Genomic DNA, 16,542 nt, shown 5'->3' on the forward strand with positions numbered 1-16,542 from the left:
GGAAAAAGAGCCTTGCCTTCCCACGGCAAGCCAATAACGTTGCCGCAATGGAGACCCTGGAGAGTCTTCGGGCGCTTTACGATCAGCCCTTCCTTCCCCTGGTGACCCGAGCACGCGCCACTCATATAGCCCACCATCCGGAGTCTGAAGTCCAGCGCTGCGAGCTTGTGAACATCAAAGGCGGCAGCTGCCCGGAAGACTGCCGCTACTGCGCGCAGAGCGCGCGGTATACCACGGGGCTGGTGCCGCATGGGCTTCTTGACATCCCTTCCCTTCGCCGGGCGGCAGAGGAGGCGCGCGCCCACGGAGCCACCCGTCTCTGTCTTGGAGCCGCCTGGCGCGGCCTCAAGGAGCGAGACGGCCGGCTCGAGGAAGTCTGCCGGCTCGTGGAAGCGATCCGCGGGGAGGGCTTGGAGATTTGCGTCACCTTGGGACTGCTCGGGCCCACGGCGGCGCGTCGTCTCCGCGAGGCGGGGGTCACGATCTACAATCACAACCTCAACTCCGGACCCAGCTTCTATCGCCAGGTTGCAACGACGCATACCTTCGCGGACCGGCTCTCCACCCTCCGTGTCGCGCAAGAAGCCGGCTTGCGCCTCTGCAGCGGGGGCATTCTCGGCATGGGGGAGAGCGTGGATGACCGCCTGGAGATGGTGCTGGCACTTCTTGAGCTCGATCCCGCGCCGGAAAGCGTCCCGCTCAACCTTCTCGTTCCCATTCCAGGCACTCCGCTCGCCTCACAGCCGCCAGTCAATCCGTTCGACCTGATTCGACTGATCAGCGTGACCCGCATCGTCCTGCCCCGCTCCCGCATCCGGTTGGCGGCTGGTCGTCGCAGCTTGTCGCCCGAGGCCCAGATGCTCTGCTTCCTGGCCGGGGCTAACTCCCTTTTCGTCGGCGAGCGACTGCTGACCACGCCCAACGCCTCCTTCGACGCGGATCACGCGCTTTTCGAAACGTTAGGGATCGAGCCATCCGCTGCCAAATCCTGCACGAGCTCCCCGATTTAAAGGTTTTCCCCGGGTCAGCAGGCCAAGTCGGAAGGGAACTTCCTGGACAATCCAACCCTAATCCTTTTAGTCTATAGTGTATGAAGGAATATGCGCATCCCGACGCTCTGGTGGAGACAGCATGGCTTGCCGAGCATCTGCAGGACCCCGGAGTTCGCATCATCGAGAGCAACGAGGACGTTCTACTCTATGATACCGGCCATATTCCCGGAGCAGTGCACATCGACTGGCGGGCAGATCTCAACGATCCCCTGGTCCGGGACTACATCGCCCCAGACCGGTTCGCCGCTCTTTGCCGCAAGAACGGCATCAGCGAGACGACCACCTGCCTGTTTTACGGGGACAAGTCCAACTGGTGGGCCTGCTACGCCCTCTGGGCTTTTCGCCTGTACGGCCATGAGCGCGTAAAGATTCTCAACGGCGGCCGCGATAAATGGATTCGGGAGGGACGTCCACTCGTTCGCGAAAAGCCGGTCTACCCGGAAGCGTCCTACGCCGTGCCGGCCGAACGCCACGACAAGGAGATCCGGGCGTTTTACGAGGACGTGCGGGCCTTTTTGCCGACCGGCGGCCCCTTGATCGATGTCCGCAGCCCGGGCGAGTACACGGGCGAGCTTCTCCATATGCCCGAATACCCACAAGAGGGAGCCCTTCGGGGAGGACATATTCCGGGTGCCAGGAGCGTCCCATGGAAGACGGCGGTCCGCGAGGACGGAAGCTTCAAATCGGCCGATGAGCTCTCCCAGATTTACGAGGAGGGCTGCGGGCTCTCCGCAGACCGAGAAGCGATCGTCTACTGCCGCATCGGGGAGCGCTCGAGCCATACTTGGTTCGTTCTGAGCTACTTGCTCGGTCACAGGAAGGTGAGAAACTACGACGGCTCGTGGACCGAATGGGGCAACAAGGTAGGAGCCCCGATTCAACGCCCGTAGAGCAACGGTTGACGTTCGCGCCAATTGAGATTTGATTGATGCTCGATGCAAAACGTCGATTCGTCATTGCCCGTCAACCTGCAAGAGATCGTCGATCTCTTTGTACATCTCCCCGAGCAGGAAAGGAGAGAGCTGCTCATCGCCTATAGCGATCGTTCCGTCGAATGTTCGCCAAGGGAAGGGGAGAGCTTCACTCTCTCGGATGTCCGCAAGGACGAGGAGTGCACCGATTCGGTCGGGGTGTTTTTGAAGGCTGATTCGCAAGATCGCCTTCTTTTTCGAATGACCCTTGGTCCTCATGTGCAGACGCTCACGCGCGCCATGGCCTCCATCCTCTGTCAGGGATTGGCCGGCTCGACCGCCGAGGAAGTGATGGCGGTCCCAAGCAACTTTGTTCCCAAGATCGTGGGCACGGAGCTCGTGCGTCAGCGGAGCCAAACCGTCTACTACATCCTCGCACGCATGAAGGGCGCTTGCCGCCAGCTCCTTGCGGAACGGCGACAGGCGAATTTGGCGAGCTCGGCCCCGTGAGCACCTCCTCGCAAGACGACGAGGATACGTACCGCTCGCTGGGACTAGGCCGAGCCCCATTGCGCCTGGATGGCGCATCGGGCTTTCGGGAAAGGGCGGTCGCTCTCGGGGGAGAGGCGCCGGAGTATCCTCGCATTCTCATCGGGCGAAGCCGCTATGAAGAGGTGCTGAACCGGCTTGTCGCCGCCCGTCTCCTTCGGTCTCCAGGAGACCCCTCCCTCTTTTCGGAAGGCTTTCTGGCGACCTATTTCCGGCAACGATTGCGATTTGCTACCTATGACGAGATCCTGCAAGGGTACGGCCCCCGAGCAGATCTCGCATCCAACGGAAAGCCGGCAGAGCGGCGCGCCAACCTCTACCGACGCACCCTCGTGCAGCGGCTCCTCACCCACATCGAAGGGCGACGGATGAGCAGTCGTCCCTGGCTCGATCTGGTTTGGCAGAAGATCGTCGGTCCGCGCATCGCCGCGGAATCGCAACTCGTTCGCGTTGACCGAGACGCGCAGCGCGCGATCCTCCGGTCGCTCAATGCGTCGCTTGCTTTTGCGCTACGGCGGCGCGCCGATCTGCCTTCGCAGCTTTCCGACGCCCTGGGCATTCCGATTCGCGAGATCCGTGTGATCACCTGAAGAACGAAGCGGCGAGGCAGCAGCCGGTCCGCTCACGCCATCGCCCGGGCCATGCCGCTTCCGATCTCGGCAGGAGAGAGGATCACAGGAATTCCCGCCGCCTCGAAGGCCTCGATTTTCGCCTTCACCGTTCCGCTGGCTCCGGTAATGACTGCACCCGCGTGCCCCATCCGCCTTCCGGGCGGTGCGGTGGCTCCGGCAAAGAACGCGGCGATCGGCTTTCGGGAAGAAGTCTTCCAAAACGCGGCCGCTTCCTGCTCCTCGCATCCACCGATCTCTCCGATGATCAAAATCGCCTCCGTCGCGGGATCCCGGTCGAGCATCTCCACGACCTGCCTCAGCCCCAGCCCATGAACCGGATCTCCGCCAATTCCGACGCAGCTGCTCTGGCCGATGCCCCGCTGCGAGAGCTGCCAAACCGCCTCGTAGGTGAGAGTCCCGCTGCGGGAGACGATGCCGACGGGGCCAGGCTTGTGGATGTAGCCCGGCATGATTCCGATCTTGCACTCTCCGGGCGTAATCACTCCCGGACAGTTGGGACCGATCAGGTGGGTGTTCTTTCCTTCCAAGCCGGCGAGGACCCGAACCATGTCGAGGATCGGGATCCCTTCGGTAATGCAGACAATCAACCCGATCCCGGCGGCAGCCGCCTCGAGCATGGCATCCGCAGCTCCAGGCGCGGGTACGAAGATTAAGCTCGCATTGCACCCGGTTGCCTCCTTCGCTTCGGCAACCGAGTCAAAGATGGGCACCCGCTCGTCGAGCTTCTGCCCGCCCCTCCCCGGCGTCACTCCCGCCACGACCCTCGTCCCGTAATCGAGACAGGCGCGGGAATGAAAGCTTCCGGCTTTCCCGGTGATCCCCTGCACGACGACCCGGGTGGAACGATCCGCCAGGATCGACATCTACCTGGCCTCCCGAGCTGCCGCCACCGCTTGCTCTGCCGCATCTGCCAGATCGTCCGCAATCCGGATCGGGAGTCCCGACCGCTCCAAGATCTCCTTGCCCTCTCCGAAGTTCGTCCCCTGCAGCCGCACGACGATCGGCACCTTGGGTTTCACCTGAGAAAGCGCCTCCACCATCCCCCGAGCAATCAGGTCGCACCGCATGATGCCTCCGAAGATATGAACCAGAATCGACCGCACCTTGGGATCTGTCACCAGGATGCCGAACGCCTTGGCTACCTGGTCCTGGTCGGCACCCCCGCCAACGTCGAGAAAGTTGGCCGGCTCAGCCCCGCACCGCTGGAGCATATCCATTGTGGCCATCGCCAGCCCGGCCCCATTGACCATGCAGCCGATCTCTCCGGAGAGTCCCACATAATTGAGCCGGGCCTTCACGGCCTCCGCCTCGCGGCTGTCCTCAATCAGCTCCTCCCGGTAACCGGCGATCTCGGGGTGGCGAAACAGCGCGTTTTCGTCAAAGCCGACCTTGGCGTCGATCACGGCGATCTCCTCATCCTCGACAACAGCGAGCGGGTTGATCTCCGCAAGGCTCGCATCATTCTCGTAAAAGAAACGATAGAGCCGAACCACCACGTCGGAAGCCCGGTTCAATAAAGCGCCGCGCAAGCCAAGGCGAGCGACAAACCCGCGCGCCTGGTAGGGCCAAAGCCCGGATTGCGGATCGATCCACATCCGATGGATCTCTTCAGGATCCTTTCGGGCAACCTCCTCGATGTCGACTCCGCCCCGAGAGCTTCCAACGAGCACCGGGCATCGATGTTCGCGATCGATGAGGATCGCCAGGTAGAGCTCGCCAACGATCTGAGGAGCCTCGGCGACCAGGACCCGATGGACCGGGCGCCCTTCCGGGCCGGTCTGCGCCGTGACCAAGGTCCCTCCCAGCATCGCCCGCGCGACTCCTTCCACTTGCGCCGGATCTCCGCAAAGCCGCACACCCCCGGCGAACCCACTCAAAAAGTGCCCTTTCCCCCTACCCCCGGCGAGAATCTGCGCCTTTACGACAAGGGGGCGCTTGGTCAGCCTCTCCGCCACTTGCCGAGCCTCCTCGGGGCTCGAGGCCACGCGGCCGGCAGGGATGGGCAAGCCATATCGAGCCAGAAGATCTCGTGCTTGATATTCGAAAACGTTCATAGAGGCGCGTCGATCCTCTGCCCCCGCCCATCGGCACTCAAGGGTGCACGCGTTCCCCTCGCACGGGAGGCCGGCACCAGAATCGCATCGCGCATGCCATGAACCAGCTTCTTGTCCGCCGGACAAATCGTGGCCAAAACCCCGCGAAGCTCAGGCTTCCCATTGAGGACGAAATAGTAGGGCGAGATTCGGACGCGGCCCGCCATCCGTTCCTCCGCTCCGCTCGATGTAAAAAAGCGATGCTCGGCGAGCGAACCCTTGGCGAAGCGCTGCAGAACCCAAGGATGTGACTCGAAATCGTCTAGGGAATGCTCAATGCGCTTTTGCCACTCGGCTTGCGCCAGATCGGATCCCACCAGGACCCCCCGAGAACCCCAAGCCAGAGGAGAAAACCCCGAGATCTTGAGGACGAGATCCCGTTCCGTTTGGCTGAAATGGCCGAGTTCTCTCCAATCATTGATCTCCAATCCAGGATAGACCGCCTGTGGAGGAAGGGGAGCGGGATCGAGAACCCAGCTCTCTGGGATGATTTCTCTCAGGAGCCGAAACCCTTTTTCCGTGAGTTGGCGTCTCCAGAAATCCCGAAGCGGCCGGAGCCAAAAGAGCGCAAGCCAAAGCTTCTCCTCCAGATAGGGCTTTGGCGGAGGCGTCATGACGGTCCGGTCCGGAGCGAAGCTCTCCCGGATCGAGCGGAGCTTCTCCCAGTCAAAGCACTCGAAAAAGCGGTAGATCGGCTGGTCCCCGCAGCGATAATCTTCCGCCCAGCGGACGCGCTCCGGTCCGACCAGGTACTCCATCTCGGGCCGGTAGGAAGAGGCCTCCTCGGAAACCACGACATCCCCGCTCGGAAAAATCTGGGAGAAGCCCTCCCTCATTCCACCCGGTCCGCCAAGCAGAGCCGAATCCCAGTGGGAGAATCGCTCCTGCAGCCAGGCCGTCACTCCGATACCCCCGGGCACGCTGTCGAGCTCGCAAAGCGCGAAGCCCGACTCGGTCCAGAGAAGATCGGGTCGAAGCAGACGAGGAAGCTGGCCCGCCAAGGAGGCGTCACGGGCAAGGCATACCAGCTCCCTGGGCTTGCCCCGATCGAGCAGCTCGGCGATCCAGGCCGGGGCCTTTCCTTGCACGCTCCATCGATAGAGGAGATTGCAGCCCTGCACAAAGTGCTGCAGGACCGGACCCAGCCGTTCTAGCAGTGCCACATGCCGCTCGCTCAGGGAAAACGCGGCATCGCTGATGCGCCATTCCTTTTCGGCAAGCAGCCCGGAATCCGGCATCCCGCTCTGCAGCAACGATAATCGATCGTGAGCGTTCAAAAACCAATCCGTTCCCAGACGACCGGGCCTAGGCTGCCTTCGTCCCCAAGAACTCGCCTGTTCAGATTTGCTCTGCGGCACCCTCTCGACAAAAACGGCGCGTGCGTTCTCGTTCCCACCGCCGAGGCCTCAAGCGCAGGTGGAACGCCTGGGGCCCGCCTTTGGAAGGCGGATTCCAGCCAGGCTCTTCTATTAGCTCTCCCCCGTTACCTCGTCAACCTCTTCTCCGTCAAGCGAGAGCCGGCGCACCCTTGTCACGATCGCGGGGAAGGCGGGGATCCTCCGTGCGCCATCCGCTCTGCTCGATGGCCCAGTGCACTTGAACTTTCGCTGGAAGAAGCCCTCGGCCGAGAAAGCTTCCCGAGGGCTTGCGCCTTCTCCCGTTGGCCGCTTATATGGGCTTCTCTATGGAAGAACTCATCATCATTGGTTCCGGTTGCGCTGGCTGGACCGCGGCTATCTACGCCGCGCGCGCCAACCTCCGTCCGCTCGTCATCACGGGAACCGAGCCCGGCGGCCTGTTGACGACAACCACCCTGGTGGAGAATTTTCCCGGCTTTCCCAGCGGAATCCAGGGGCCTGACTTGATGGCGGCCATGGAAGAGCAGGCCAAGCGGTTCGGGACGCGCATCCTCTCCATGGAGACCGTGATCCGGACCGAGCTTTCCGAGGGTTCCAAGCGGATCGTCCTCGAAGACAAGACCCTGGAGGCGAAGGCCGTGATCCTTGCCGTAGGCGCTCGCCCCAGGCATCTCGATGCGCCGGGAGAGGCGGAGCTCGAGACACGGGGAGTCAGCTATTGCGCCACCTGCGATGGTGCCCTTCCCCTGTTTCGCAACCGAACCCTGGCGGTCATCGGTGGCGGCGACACCGCCTGCGAGGAGGCCCTCTATCTGACCCGCTTTGCCTCGGAGGTATGCCTCATCCACCGGCGTGACCAGTTGCGCGCCTCCCCCATCATGGCAGAGAGGGTCCTCGGCAACCCAAGGATCCGGCCAATCTGGAACACCGTGGTGACCGAGGTGATGGGGCGCGAAGAGGGCAAGCTCACCGGCCTGACCCTTCGGGAACTTCCCACGGGCAAGACCACCACCCTCGCCTGTGCGGGACTGTTCGTCGCCATTGGCCATCAACCGAGCACAGAGCCGTTTCGGGGCCAGATCGCTCTCGACGAACGAGGATACATCCAGGTCCACCACGGCTCTCTCACCAGCCAACCTGGGGTATTTGCCGCAGGGGATTGCGTCGATTTTACCTATCGGCAAGCCGTGACCGCGGCGGGAATGGGCTGCATGGCCGCCCTCGATGCGGAACGGTATCTCTCCTCGCTGGGTGCGGCTTCCCGCACTTGATTCCCGGAAAACCGGGGATTATGGTGGCCTTTTTCACGAGAAAGCAAACATGGTGACTGTTCAAACCGAGGAGCTCGGCCCTTGCCGGAAACGACTCCGCATCGAGGTTTCCGCCGATCAGGTAGCCCAAGTCCGGAAGGAAGTGGTGCAGCATTTTTCCCAAATGGCGCGGCTACCGGGCTTTCGCCCAGGAAAGGCACCTACGCCCTTGGTGGAAAGACAGTTTCAGAAGGACATCCATGACGAGCTGCAGAAGATGTTGATTAGCCAGGGCTTTCGCGAGGCGCTCCAAAGACAGCAGATCGATGCGGTCCGCGGGCTGGGAACCGAGGATGTCCGCTACCTCGAGGGCCTTTCCTTTTCCTTCGCGGCCCTGGTCGATTGCGCTCCCGCCTTTTCTCTGCCGGATTACTCGTCGATGACCATTCCTCAGGCGGAGACGGGGGTGAGCAAGGAAGATGTCGATCAGGCACTGGGCAAGCTCCTGGAAACCCGCGCTACGTTTGCTGACGCTCCCGACCGTCCCTTGGCGGAGGGAGACTATGCGGTCCTTCGGTACGAAGGCACGATCGATGGGCAACCGGTGAAATCGCTTTTCCCCATGGCCGGAGTTCTTGCCGGGAGCGAGGACCAGTGGCTCCTCGTAAAGCCGGGGGTCTTCGTTCCCGGATTTACGGAAGGCATCCTCGGAATGGAGATCGGGCAGACCCGCTCGCTCGCCCTCTCCTTCCCGGAGGATTGGTTCTTTGAGCCTCTCCGCGGAAAAACGGTCGACTATTCGGTCACCCTCTCGGCCATCAAGGAACGCCACCTTCCATCGCTTTCCGATGATCTGGCCAAAGAGATTGCCGGAACCGACGAGTCGGGGCTCCGCACCATGCTGCAAACCGCAGTGGAGGCCGAGAAAAAACGGGCCGTGCACCGGGAGCAAGCCAACCACGTCCTGAAGACGCTCCTCGGCTCGGTCGAGTTCCCCCTTCCGGAGTCACTCGTGGAAGAGGAGACGGCAAACGCTGTTCGTGAGATCGTCGCGGAAAATCAAGAACGCGGAGTGCCCCTGGCGGTCCTCGAGGAGAAGAGGGGTGAAATCTTCTCGAATGCGAGAAGGCTGGCCGCCCAGCGGGTAAAGCTCCGTTTCGTTATCGAACGGATCGCGAAGAACGAGTCGGTGGAGGTCACCGAGGACGAGCTTTCCCGCGCGGTGGCTTCGCTCGCCCACCGGCAGAACCTTTCTCCCCGACAATGGGTCCAGCGTCTTCCGCGAGAGAGCTTCGAGGCTTTGAAAAGACAGATATTGATGGAGAAAGTAATGGACTTCCTCATCGAAAAAGCCAAGGTTGCGTCCGTATGACAGAGCAACGGTTCACCGCACAGATCATTCCGTCCGTCATTGAGCAGATCGGCCGAGAAGAACGTCGGTACGATGTCTATTCTCGCCTCCTCAAAGACCGCATTATTTTCCTGGGCGTTCCGATCGACGACATGATCGCCAACGTCGTGATCGCCCAGCTGCTTTTCCTCCAGATGGAAGACCCCAAGAAGGACGTGAGCATCTACATCCACTCCCCCGGCGGCTATGTCACGGCCGGCATGGCGATCTACGACACCCTCCAGTTCATCAGTTGCGACGTCGCGACCTATTGCATCGGGCAAGCGGCGAGCATGGCCGCCGTTCTGCTGGCCGCTGGCAGCAAGGGCAAGCGCTTTGCGTTACCCAACGCCCGCATCATGATCCATCAACCTCTGGGAGGAGCCCAAGGCCAAGCCTCGGACATCAGCATTCAGGCCAAGGAGATTCTGCGGACGAAGCGCCAGCTCAATCAGATCCTGGCGATGCACACCGGCCAGCCGCTCGACCGGCTGGAAAAGGACACCGATCGGGATTTCTTCATGTCCGCCGACGAGGCGAAGGAGTATGGGATCGTGGACGAGGTCGTGAAAACGAAGGTCGTCATCCCGCAGGTGCCGGAGCCAACGATCACGTAGGAGCCCCATGGCGCGGCCCGTTCAGGTGACCATGTGCTCCTTTTGCGGAAGGAGCCACGCAGAGGTCCGCAAGTTGATTTCGGGGCCGGGCGTCTACATCTGCGATAGCTGCATCAACGTCTGCAAGGACATTCTCGAGCGCGAGGGCAAAGGAGAAGTGCCCGCGGTCGGAGCCCCGGCGATCCCGAAGCCGACCGAGATCCATCGGTTCCTCGATCAATATGTGATCGGCCAAGCGCGGGCGAAGAAGGTGCTCTCCGTCGCCGTCCACAATCACTACAAGCGCGTGACGACCCAGGGAGTCGGCTCCGGGACGGGGAGTCGTCTGGATAAGCATCCCGACGTCGAAATCGAAAAGAGCAATATCCTCCTCGTCGGACCGACCGGCTCGGGCAAGACCTTGCTGGCTCGTACCCTCGCCCGAATGCTCGACGTTCCCTTTTGCCTCGCGGATGCCACCTCGCTCACCGAGGCCGGCTATGTCGGCGAAGATGTCGAAAGCGTCCTCCTCCGATTGCTCCAGAACGCCAACTTCGATGTGAAGCGAGCGGAGATGGGCATCATCTACATCGACGAGATCGACAAGATCGCTCGAAAAGGCGAGAGCCCCTCGATCACGCGAGACGTGTCCGGAGAGGGCGTCCAACAGGCTCTGCTCAAGATGCTGGAAGGGACGATCTGTCATGTGCCTCCCCAAGGGGGGCGAAAGCATCCCCATCAGGAGTGCATCCGCGTCAACACGCAGCATATCCTCTTCATTTGCGGCGGCGCCTTCGTGGGTCTCGACAAGATGGTCGCTCGACGTCGCGGAAAGGGACGCCTCGGCTTTGCTGCTCCTGCGGAGAGCGAACCGGTAGCTGGGGGACCCATCGAGATCGAGCCAGAGGACCTGGTCCAATACGGGATGATCCCGGAGTTCGTCGGCCGGCTTCCGATCGTCTCCTGGCTCGAAGCGTTAACCGAGGAGGAGCTCACCACCGTTCTGACGGAACCAAAGAACGCACTGGTCAAGCAGTATGCGAAGCTGCTGGCGATGGACCAAGCGAAGCTCTCCTTCACCAAGGACGCCCTGCGGCTGCTGGCGCAGGAGGCGATCCGCAAGGGGACAGGCGCGCGCGGACTTCGCGCCGCCCTCGAGAAGATCATGCTCGAGGTCATGTATGACCTTCCTTCCCGGGCCGATCTGGAAGAAGTCATCATCAGTCGTCCTGTTGTCGAGGGGAAGCGCCCGCCGATCCTCCGTCGCCGCCAGGAACGAGAAGCGGCCTAAGGGGGGAGAGCCATCCGCCGAGGCGCGGAGCGCAACGTCTCTCCACCCGATTTTCGTTCGGCCGCGGACACGGAAAAGGTAAGATGGCTGCCAGACAGCGAGTGGTCGTAGGGATGAGCGGAGGAGTCGACTCCTCGGTGGCCGCCTACCTGCTCCAGCAGCAAGGGTTTGAGGTCATTGGCGTCACCCTCAAGGTCTGGTCCGACTCCTGCCTCTCCCGTTCCCAGGAAAAATGTTGCGGCCCTCAGTCGATCTCCGATGCCCGGCTAGTCGCCCATCGGCTGGGAATCCCCCACTTCGTGCTCGACGAAGCGGAGGCCTTCGAAGAGGAAGTCATCGCTCCCTTTGTCCGAGAATATCGCCAAGGGCGCACTCCCAACCCGTGCGTACTCTGCAACGAGAAGATGAAATTCGGCCGGCTCCCACAAAAGGCTCGAGCATGGGGCGCGGAATATGTCGCCACTGGCCACTATGCCCGAATCGAGCGCGATGAGAGCGGGGGTGTGCGCCTCAGCAGGGCCAAGGACCAACGAAAGGATCAATCCTATTTCCTCTTCCGGCTCGAGCCGCGCGCACTCGAACGGATGTTGACCCCGCTCGGAGACTACGAAAAGGAGGAGGTGCGGCAGATCGCGAAGCAAGCGGGACTTTCCGTCTGGGATAAAGAAGAGAGTCAGGGAATCTGCTTTGTTCCGGGCAACCAGTACGATGCATTTTTGGCCGAGCGGCCCGGCAAGGGAAAGGACGCCTCGGGCGAGATCGTCGATCTGTCCGGCAAGCCGCTCGGCTGCCACCAGGGAATCGAATCGTATACCGTCGGCCAGCGCCGTCGACTCCCCGGAGGACAAGGGAAACCGCTCTACGTGGTCGATATCGATCCCGGGAAGCAACGAATCGTCGTCGGCCCTTGGGAAGCCCTCCATCAGGCCCACTGCTTCCTGAGCCAGGCGAACTGGCAGCAGCCGATGCCCCCGAGCCCCCTGCCCGTGACCGTGAAGGTTCGATACAACTACCCGGCGGTTACTGCCCGGCTCACGCTGCTTTCGGATCAGCGGGCGCGAATCGATTTTGATTCTCCTCAAGCCGGCGTGGCTCCCGGGCAAGCGGCCGTCTGCTATGCAGGCGACCTGTTGTTGGGTGGCGGCTGGATCGAGCGAATCGCAGAGCGAGACCCGGCGAAGACCATCCCATGAAGCCGCTTCTGGTCCTCATCACCGCCTCTTCCTCGGAAGAGGGAGCAGGGCTCGCACGAGCTCTTTTGGAAGCCCGGCTCGCTTCCTGTGTCAACCTCTTGCCGGGAGTTCGCTCGTTCTACTGGTGGCAGGGCAAGCGCGAAGAAGCCAGCGAGGTCCTTTTGCTGGTCAAGAGTGCCCACGAGCAGTGGGATGAGCTGCAAGCCGCTGTACGGCGGCATCATAGCTACGAGTGCCCGGAAATCATCGCCCTTGCTCCAGAAAGGGTCGGAGAGCGCTATCTCTCCTGGTGGAAGGGAGAGCTTTCCCGATCCTCACTCGAAGCGTAACCGAAATTCCATCGGCTCCAGATACGCCGTCTCCGCTTCCAGATCGGCCTTCGTGAGCGGATGCTCATCCAACCAGTTCGCCGGGAACCGGAGCTTCCAGCGGCGTTCCCCGGCATCGACCTCAATCGGGGGGAGCGGGGAATCTTGTCGGCTGCGCTGCAAAACGAACGCGATCCGCAACAGGAGGCTCAACGAAAAGGTGGCGTCCCGGTCCTCTTCCCGGAGCAGGAGCAGTTCGTCTCCCGGATACTTTCGACGATGGCTTCGCACCAGGAACGCCAGCCGCTGCTGATCCCGCAGCGAGAAGCCCGGCATGTCGATGTGATGCAGAATGTAAGAGCCGTGCTTATGGTACTGCGTATAGGAGATCAAGAGTCCAATCTCATGGAGATGAGCGGCCCAGGATACGAGGTGGCGATCCTCGTCCGCGAGGCGGCAGTGCGCGGCTACCTGCTCCAAGAGCTGCAAAGCCTGCCTTTGCACCCGCTGGGCCTGATGCCCATCGATGTGGAACTGCTCCGCCAGATTCTGCACCGTCTTCTCTCGCGAATCGGCCGCCGAATTCCTGCCGAGCAGGTCATAGATCAGTCCTTCCCGCAGAGCACTATGAGAAATCTCCAGCATCTCGATGCCGAGCGACTGGAAGATCGCGGAAAGAATGGCCACCCCTCCGGGAAAGACGAGCCTTCGGTCTTCATCGAGCTCGCGAAACGGCAGCTTTTCCACCCTGCCCGTGTCCAGGAGCCCCTTCACGATCTTCCTGAGTGCGCCAGCCGTAATGTGATTGGTCGACCAGCCCTCGGCTTGAGCGACACCGAGTACGGCCAGAACCGTTCCGGAGGAACCGATGGCTTGTTGCCACCCCGCCGACCGGTAGGTCGCCGCGATCGGCTCCAGTTCTCGAAGCGCCTCAAGCTCCGCCCGACGCAGGCGGGAGGGGGTGATCGTACCGTCGGCGAAGTAGGTGGTGCTCATGCTCACGCAGCCCATGAACAGGCTCTCCATCCGTTCCGGCGTAAGCCCCCTCCCCAGGATGAGCTCGGTACTTCCCCCTCCGATATCGACCACCAGCCGCAGCCGCCCATCATCGTCGGCGCCATGCGCTACACCTAGGTAGATCAGGCGTGCTTCCTCATGTCCGGAGATCACGTCGATCGAATGACCCAGTGCCTTCTCGGCCTTTCGAATCCACTCCGCGGTATTGCGCGCCTTCCGCAGAGTATTTGTCCCGGCCACCCGGACCCGCGATCGAGGAATCGGCTTCAATCGCTGTCCAAACCGCTCCAGGCAGCGCAATGCCCGTTCCATCGCCTCCCGGGACAACGTTCCATCGGCGGCAAGGCCCGCCGCCAAGCGGACGGGTTCCTTGAGCCGGTCGATCGGTCGAATCTTCCCGTTCTCCTCCTGCACGACCAGCAGGTGGAAGCTATTCGAACCCAAGTCAGCGGCAGCAGCCAGTGGCACAGGACCCCCTTTCCGATTCCCGCTGGTCGACGCGCAGCCAGCGCGCAGCCGCTTCTTCCCTCTCCGCGGCCTTCGACTCCCGAAGAAGGGAATTCAATTGGGGCGCCCGCAGCTTCCGGAGACCCCGTGCTTTTCGTTGTATCTCTGGTGGTACTCTTCGGCGAAGAAGAACCCGTCGGCGGGCACAATCTCCGTGACGATCGGGTTGCGAAACCTCCCGCTCTCGCTCAGGCCCCGGCGCGAACGCTCGGCGGCCTTCCGCTGCTCCTCGTCGTAGACAAAGATTGCCGAGCGATACTGTGAGCCGACATCCGGGCCTTGCTGATTCCGGGTTGTCGGGTCGTGAACGTCCCAAAACTTGCCCAAGAGCTCTTCGTAGGAAATCTTTCGGGGATCGAAGAGCACGAGCACGGCCTCCGCGTGGCCTGTGCGGCCCGTGCAGACCTCTTCATAAGTCGGGAAGGGAACCGAGCCTCCGGAGTAGCCGGAGAAAGCCGCCTCCACTCCCTTCTCCTTCTCGAATGCCTGCTCGATCCCCCAGAAGCAGCCGCCGGCGAAGACTGCCCGCTCCAGCGGCTCTCCCTCTTTGCCTCTCCCTTGGAGGAGACGTTGCGGAAGGAAGACAAGCGCTCCGGAATTAATGCAATAGCGAAGCCCGGTCGGAGGAGGGCCGTCAGGAAAGACGTGGCCCAAATGAGCCCCACAACGGGCGCAGAGGATCTCTTCGCGAACCATTCCATGACTCCGATCCTCCGCCTGCCGAAGGTTCTGAGGGGCAAAGGGTGTGAAAAAGCTAGGCCAACCCGTCCCCGAAACATACTTCGCCCTCGAGGAAAAGAGAGGCAAGCCACAGTCGGCGCAGAGGTAAAACCCCTCTTCCTTGCTGGCATGAAAGCGGCCGCAGAACGCAGGCTCCGTCGCGCCTTCCCGGGTGATTGCATAGGTCGAATCGCCCAGCAGGTAGCGCCACTGCTCCTTCCTCTTCTGAACATACGCCCCCTTGGTCGGCGCGCTCGGCCGGCCCCACTCGTCCAAGAACACAAACATCCCAGATCCCATCGGACTATCTCCCGGCATGGCTTCGCATGCCATTCCGCTCCATAGCAAGAAGAGCGCCCCACCCAGAAGCAGAGCCTGGCCGACACCCCGCCCCTTGGCTTTCTTTCGGAGACCCGCTGCCATTTTCCTGTTGCATTTTCCTCGATTCTCCCCAAGAAAGGCAACCCCGAACCGGAGCGAGGGCGATTTAGTGGAGCGGTTACGTCTTTTGCCGTTGACGCCAGCGTGTTCGGCTTTTAGGTTCGATGACAAACAATCGCGCGAGCGCAGCAATAGAATTTTTGGGAGAGGAAACGCCGTGACAAGAATTGCCATTAACGGGTTTGGGCGGATCGGGCGGCTCATCTTACGCATCATCGCGGAGCGACAGCTGTTGGGGCAGATCCCGATTGTCGCCGTCAACGACCTGGTTCCGGCGGACAACCTCGCCTATCTGCTTCGTTACGACAGCAACTATGGTCGATTCTCCCTTCCCATCCAATCCGCAAAATCGAGTCCCGGCCTCGACAAGGACGACCTCTTGCGGATCGACGGGCATGAGATTCGCTGCCTGGAAGTCAAGGAAGGGCCGGCAGCGATGCCCTGGGCCGATCTGGGCGTCAGTCTCGTCCTCGAATCGACCGGCCTCTTTACGAGCGCCGACAAAGCCCGAGGGCACCTCAAGGCTGGCGCAGAAGCCGTGGTCATCACTGCTCCCGGCAAGGATGCCGACATCACGGTGGTTTACGGCGTCAACCACCAGCAGATCGACCGGAGCAAGCACTCGATCATTTCGAATGCGAGCTGCACGACCAATGGTCTGACGCCCATGGTTCATGTCCTGCTCAAGGAAGGATTCGGCATCGAGGAAGGCCTCATGACTACGGTGCACAGTGCCACCGCGACCCAGAAGGTCCAGGACGGTCCTTCCCGCAAGGATTGGCGCGGGGGCCGCTCGGTCGACGGCAACATCATTCCGGCGAGCACGGGCGCGGCCAAGGCAACGGCGCTCGTCTTGCCGGAAGTCAAAGGGAAGCTTACGGGAATGTCCTTCCGAGTCCCCACCCCGACCGTGTCCGTGGTCGACTTGACCGTGCGGACGACGAAGGCGACGAGCTACGCGGAAATTTGCATGGCGATGAAGCAAGCGAGCGAGAGCTATCTCGACGGAGTCCTTGGCTACACGGAGGACCCGGTCGTTTCGCGCGACTTTCTCAAGGATTCGCACTCTAGCATCTTCGATGCCAGCGCGGGCATTGGCCTCAACCCTCACTTCTTCAAGCTGATCGCTTGGTACGACAACGAGTGGGGCTACGCGAACCGGTGCGTGGACCTCGTACACTATCTCTTGCAGTCGAAGAAGTAAGCCGCAATCCGGACAACAGAAGGGGACGGA

16 protein-coding genes are annotated in these 16,542 nt (G+C 61.8%); 11 read left to right on the plus strand and 5 right to left on the minus strand.

Features of this window, described 5'->3' with window-relative positions:
• Positions 1 to 47 precede the first annotated feature (47 nt).
• The 4 genes from bioB (at position 48) to MacB4_RS02085 (ending at position 3,102) form a co-directional block, all read left to right on the plus strand.
• A complete protein-coding gene (gene bioB, locus MacB4_RS02070; RefSeq protein WP_206864227.1) occupies positions 48 to 1,010 on the plus strand; it encodes a biotin synthase BioB in 963 nt (320 codons plus the stop codon).
• A gap of 80 nt (positions 1,011 to 1,090) precedes the next feature.
• Positions 1,091 to 1,942, plus strand: a complete 852-nt coding sequence (locus MacB4_RS02075) for a sulfurtransferase (RefSeq protein WP_206864228.1) — start codon at positions 1,091 to 1,093, stop codon at positions 1,940 to 1,942.
• Between the two features lie 45 nt (positions 1,943 to 1,987).
• The gene (locus MacB4_RS02080) at positions 1,988 to 2,473 is read left to right on the plus strand and encodes a SufE family protein (protein ID WP_206864229.1); all 486 of its coding nucleotides are present in this window, start codon (positions 1,988 to 1,990) and stop codon (positions 2,471 to 2,473) included.
• Positions 2,470 to 3,102: a hypothetical protein gene (locus MacB4_RS02085; RefSeq protein ID WP_206864230.1), complete on the plus strand. Its 633-nt coding sequence runs from the start codon at positions 2,470 to 2,472 to the stop codon at positions 3,100 to 3,102. Before MacB4_RS02080 ends, MacB4_RS02085 begins: the two co-directional genes overlap by 4 nt.
• Before the next feature lie 32 nt (positions 3,103 to 3,134).
• Here the strand turns inward: MacB4_RS02085 and sucD are convergent, their stop codons facing one another.
• The 3 genes from sucD to MacB4_RS02100 are packed head-to-tail and all read right to left on the minus strand — an operon-like array spanning position 3,135 to position 6,475.
• Entirely contained in the window at positions 3,135 to 4,007 is an 873-nt protein-coding gene (gene sucD / locus MacB4_RS02090) for a succinate--CoA ligase subunit alpha (protein WP_206864231.1), read from the minus strand.
• On the minus strand, positions 4,008 to 5,198 hold the full coding sequence (sucC, locus tag MacB4_RS02095; protein WP_206864232.1) for an ADP-forming succinate--CoA ligase subunit beta: 1,191 nt from the start codon (positions 5,196 to 5,198) through the stop codon (positions 4,008 to 4,010).
• Positions 5,195 to 6,475 carry a hypothetical protein gene (locus MacB4_RS02100; protein WP_206864233.1) on the minus strand — a complete coding sequence of 427 codons (1,281 nt, stop codon included), beginning with the start codon at positions 6,473 to 6,475 and terminating at the stop codon, positions 5,195 to 5,197. The genes sucC and MacB4_RS02100 overlap by 4 nt, the downstream gene beginning before the upstream one ends.
• A gap of 446 nt (positions 6,476 to 6,921) precedes the next feature.
• Between MacB4_RS02100 and trxB the strand changes: the two genes are divergently transcribed.
• The 6 genes from trxB (at position 6,922) to cutA (ending at position 12,644) form a co-directional block, all read left to right on the plus strand.
• Positions 6,922 to 7,866 (plus strand): thioredoxin-disulfide reductase, encoded by a 945-nt coding sequence (gene trxB / locus MacB4_RS02105; RefSeq protein ID WP_206864234.1) that lies wholly within the window; start codon positions 6,922 to 6,924, stop codon positions 7,864 to 7,866.
• A 49-nt stretch (positions 7,867 to 7,915) separates the two neighbouring features.
• Positions 7,916 to 9,217 carry a trigger factor gene (gene tig / locus MacB4_RS02110; RefSeq protein ID WP_206864235.1) on the plus strand — a complete coding sequence of 434 codons (1,302 nt, stop codon included), beginning with the start codon at positions 7,916 to 7,918 and terminating at the stop codon, positions 9,215 to 9,217.
• Positions 9,214 to 9,852, plus strand: coding sequence for an ATP-dependent Clp endopeptidase proteolytic subunit ClpP (gene clpP / locus MacB4_RS02115; protein ID WP_206864236.1), 639 nt, complete (start codon positions 9,214 to 9,216; stop codon positions 9,850 to 9,852). The genes tig and clpP overlap by 4 nt, the downstream gene beginning before the upstream one ends.
• Before the next feature lie 7 nt (positions 9,853 to 9,859).
• Entirely contained in the window at positions 9,860 to 11,122 is a 1,263-nt protein-coding gene (gene clpX / locus MacB4_RS02120; protein ID WP_206864237.1) for an ATP-dependent Clp protease ATP-binding subunit ClpX, read from the plus strand.
• A gap of 83 nt (positions 11,123 to 11,205) precedes the next feature.
• Positions 11,206 to 12,315 (plus strand): tRNA 2-thiouridine(34) synthase MnmA, encoded by a 1,110-nt coding sequence (gene mnmA, locus MacB4_RS02125; RefSeq protein WP_206864238.1) that lies wholly within the window; start codon positions 11,206 to 11,208, stop codon positions 12,313 to 12,315.
• Positions 12,312 to 12,644, plus strand: a complete 333-nt coding sequence (cutA, locus tag MacB4_RS02130) for a divalent-cation tolerance protein CutA (protein ID WP_206864239.1) — start codon at positions 12,312 to 12,314, stop codon at positions 12,642 to 12,644. Before mnmA ends, cutA begins: the two co-directional genes overlap by 4 nt.
• Here the strand turns inward: cutA and MacB4_RS02135 are convergent.
• Together MacB4_RS02135 and MacB4_RS02140 are read right to left on the minus strand one after the other, a co-directional pair.
• Entirely contained in the window at positions 12,630 to 14,108 is a 1,479-nt protein-coding gene (locus MacB4_RS02135; protein WP_206864240.1) for a Ppx/GppA phosphatase family protein, read from the minus strand. The genes cutA and MacB4_RS02135 overlap by 15 nt on opposite strands.
• A gap of 93 nt (positions 14,109 to 14,201) precedes the next feature.
• Positions 14,202 to 15,155, minus strand: a complete 954-nt coding sequence (locus MacB4_RS02140) for a bifunctional methionine sulfoxide reductase B/A protein (RefSeq protein WP_242529284.1) — start codon at positions 15,153 to 15,155, stop codon at positions 14,202 to 14,204.
• A gap of 310 nt (positions 15,156 to 15,465) precedes the next feature.
• On the opposite strand from MacB4_RS02140, the gene gap reads away from it, so the two are divergent.
• On the plus strand, positions 15,466 to 16,512 hold the full coding sequence (gap, locus tag MacB4_RS02145) for a type I glyceraldehyde-3-phosphate dehydrogenase (protein ID WP_206864241.1): 1,047 nt from the start codon (positions 15,466 to 15,468) through the stop codon (positions 16,510 to 16,512).
• Positions 16,513 to 16,542 lie beyond the last annotated feature (30 nt).

The sequence above is a fragment of the Methylacidimicrobium sp. B4 genome, assembly GCF_017310545.1.
GTDB lineage: Bacteria > Verrucomicrobiota > Verrucomicrobiia > Methylacidiphilales > Methylacidiphilaceae > Methylacidimicrobium.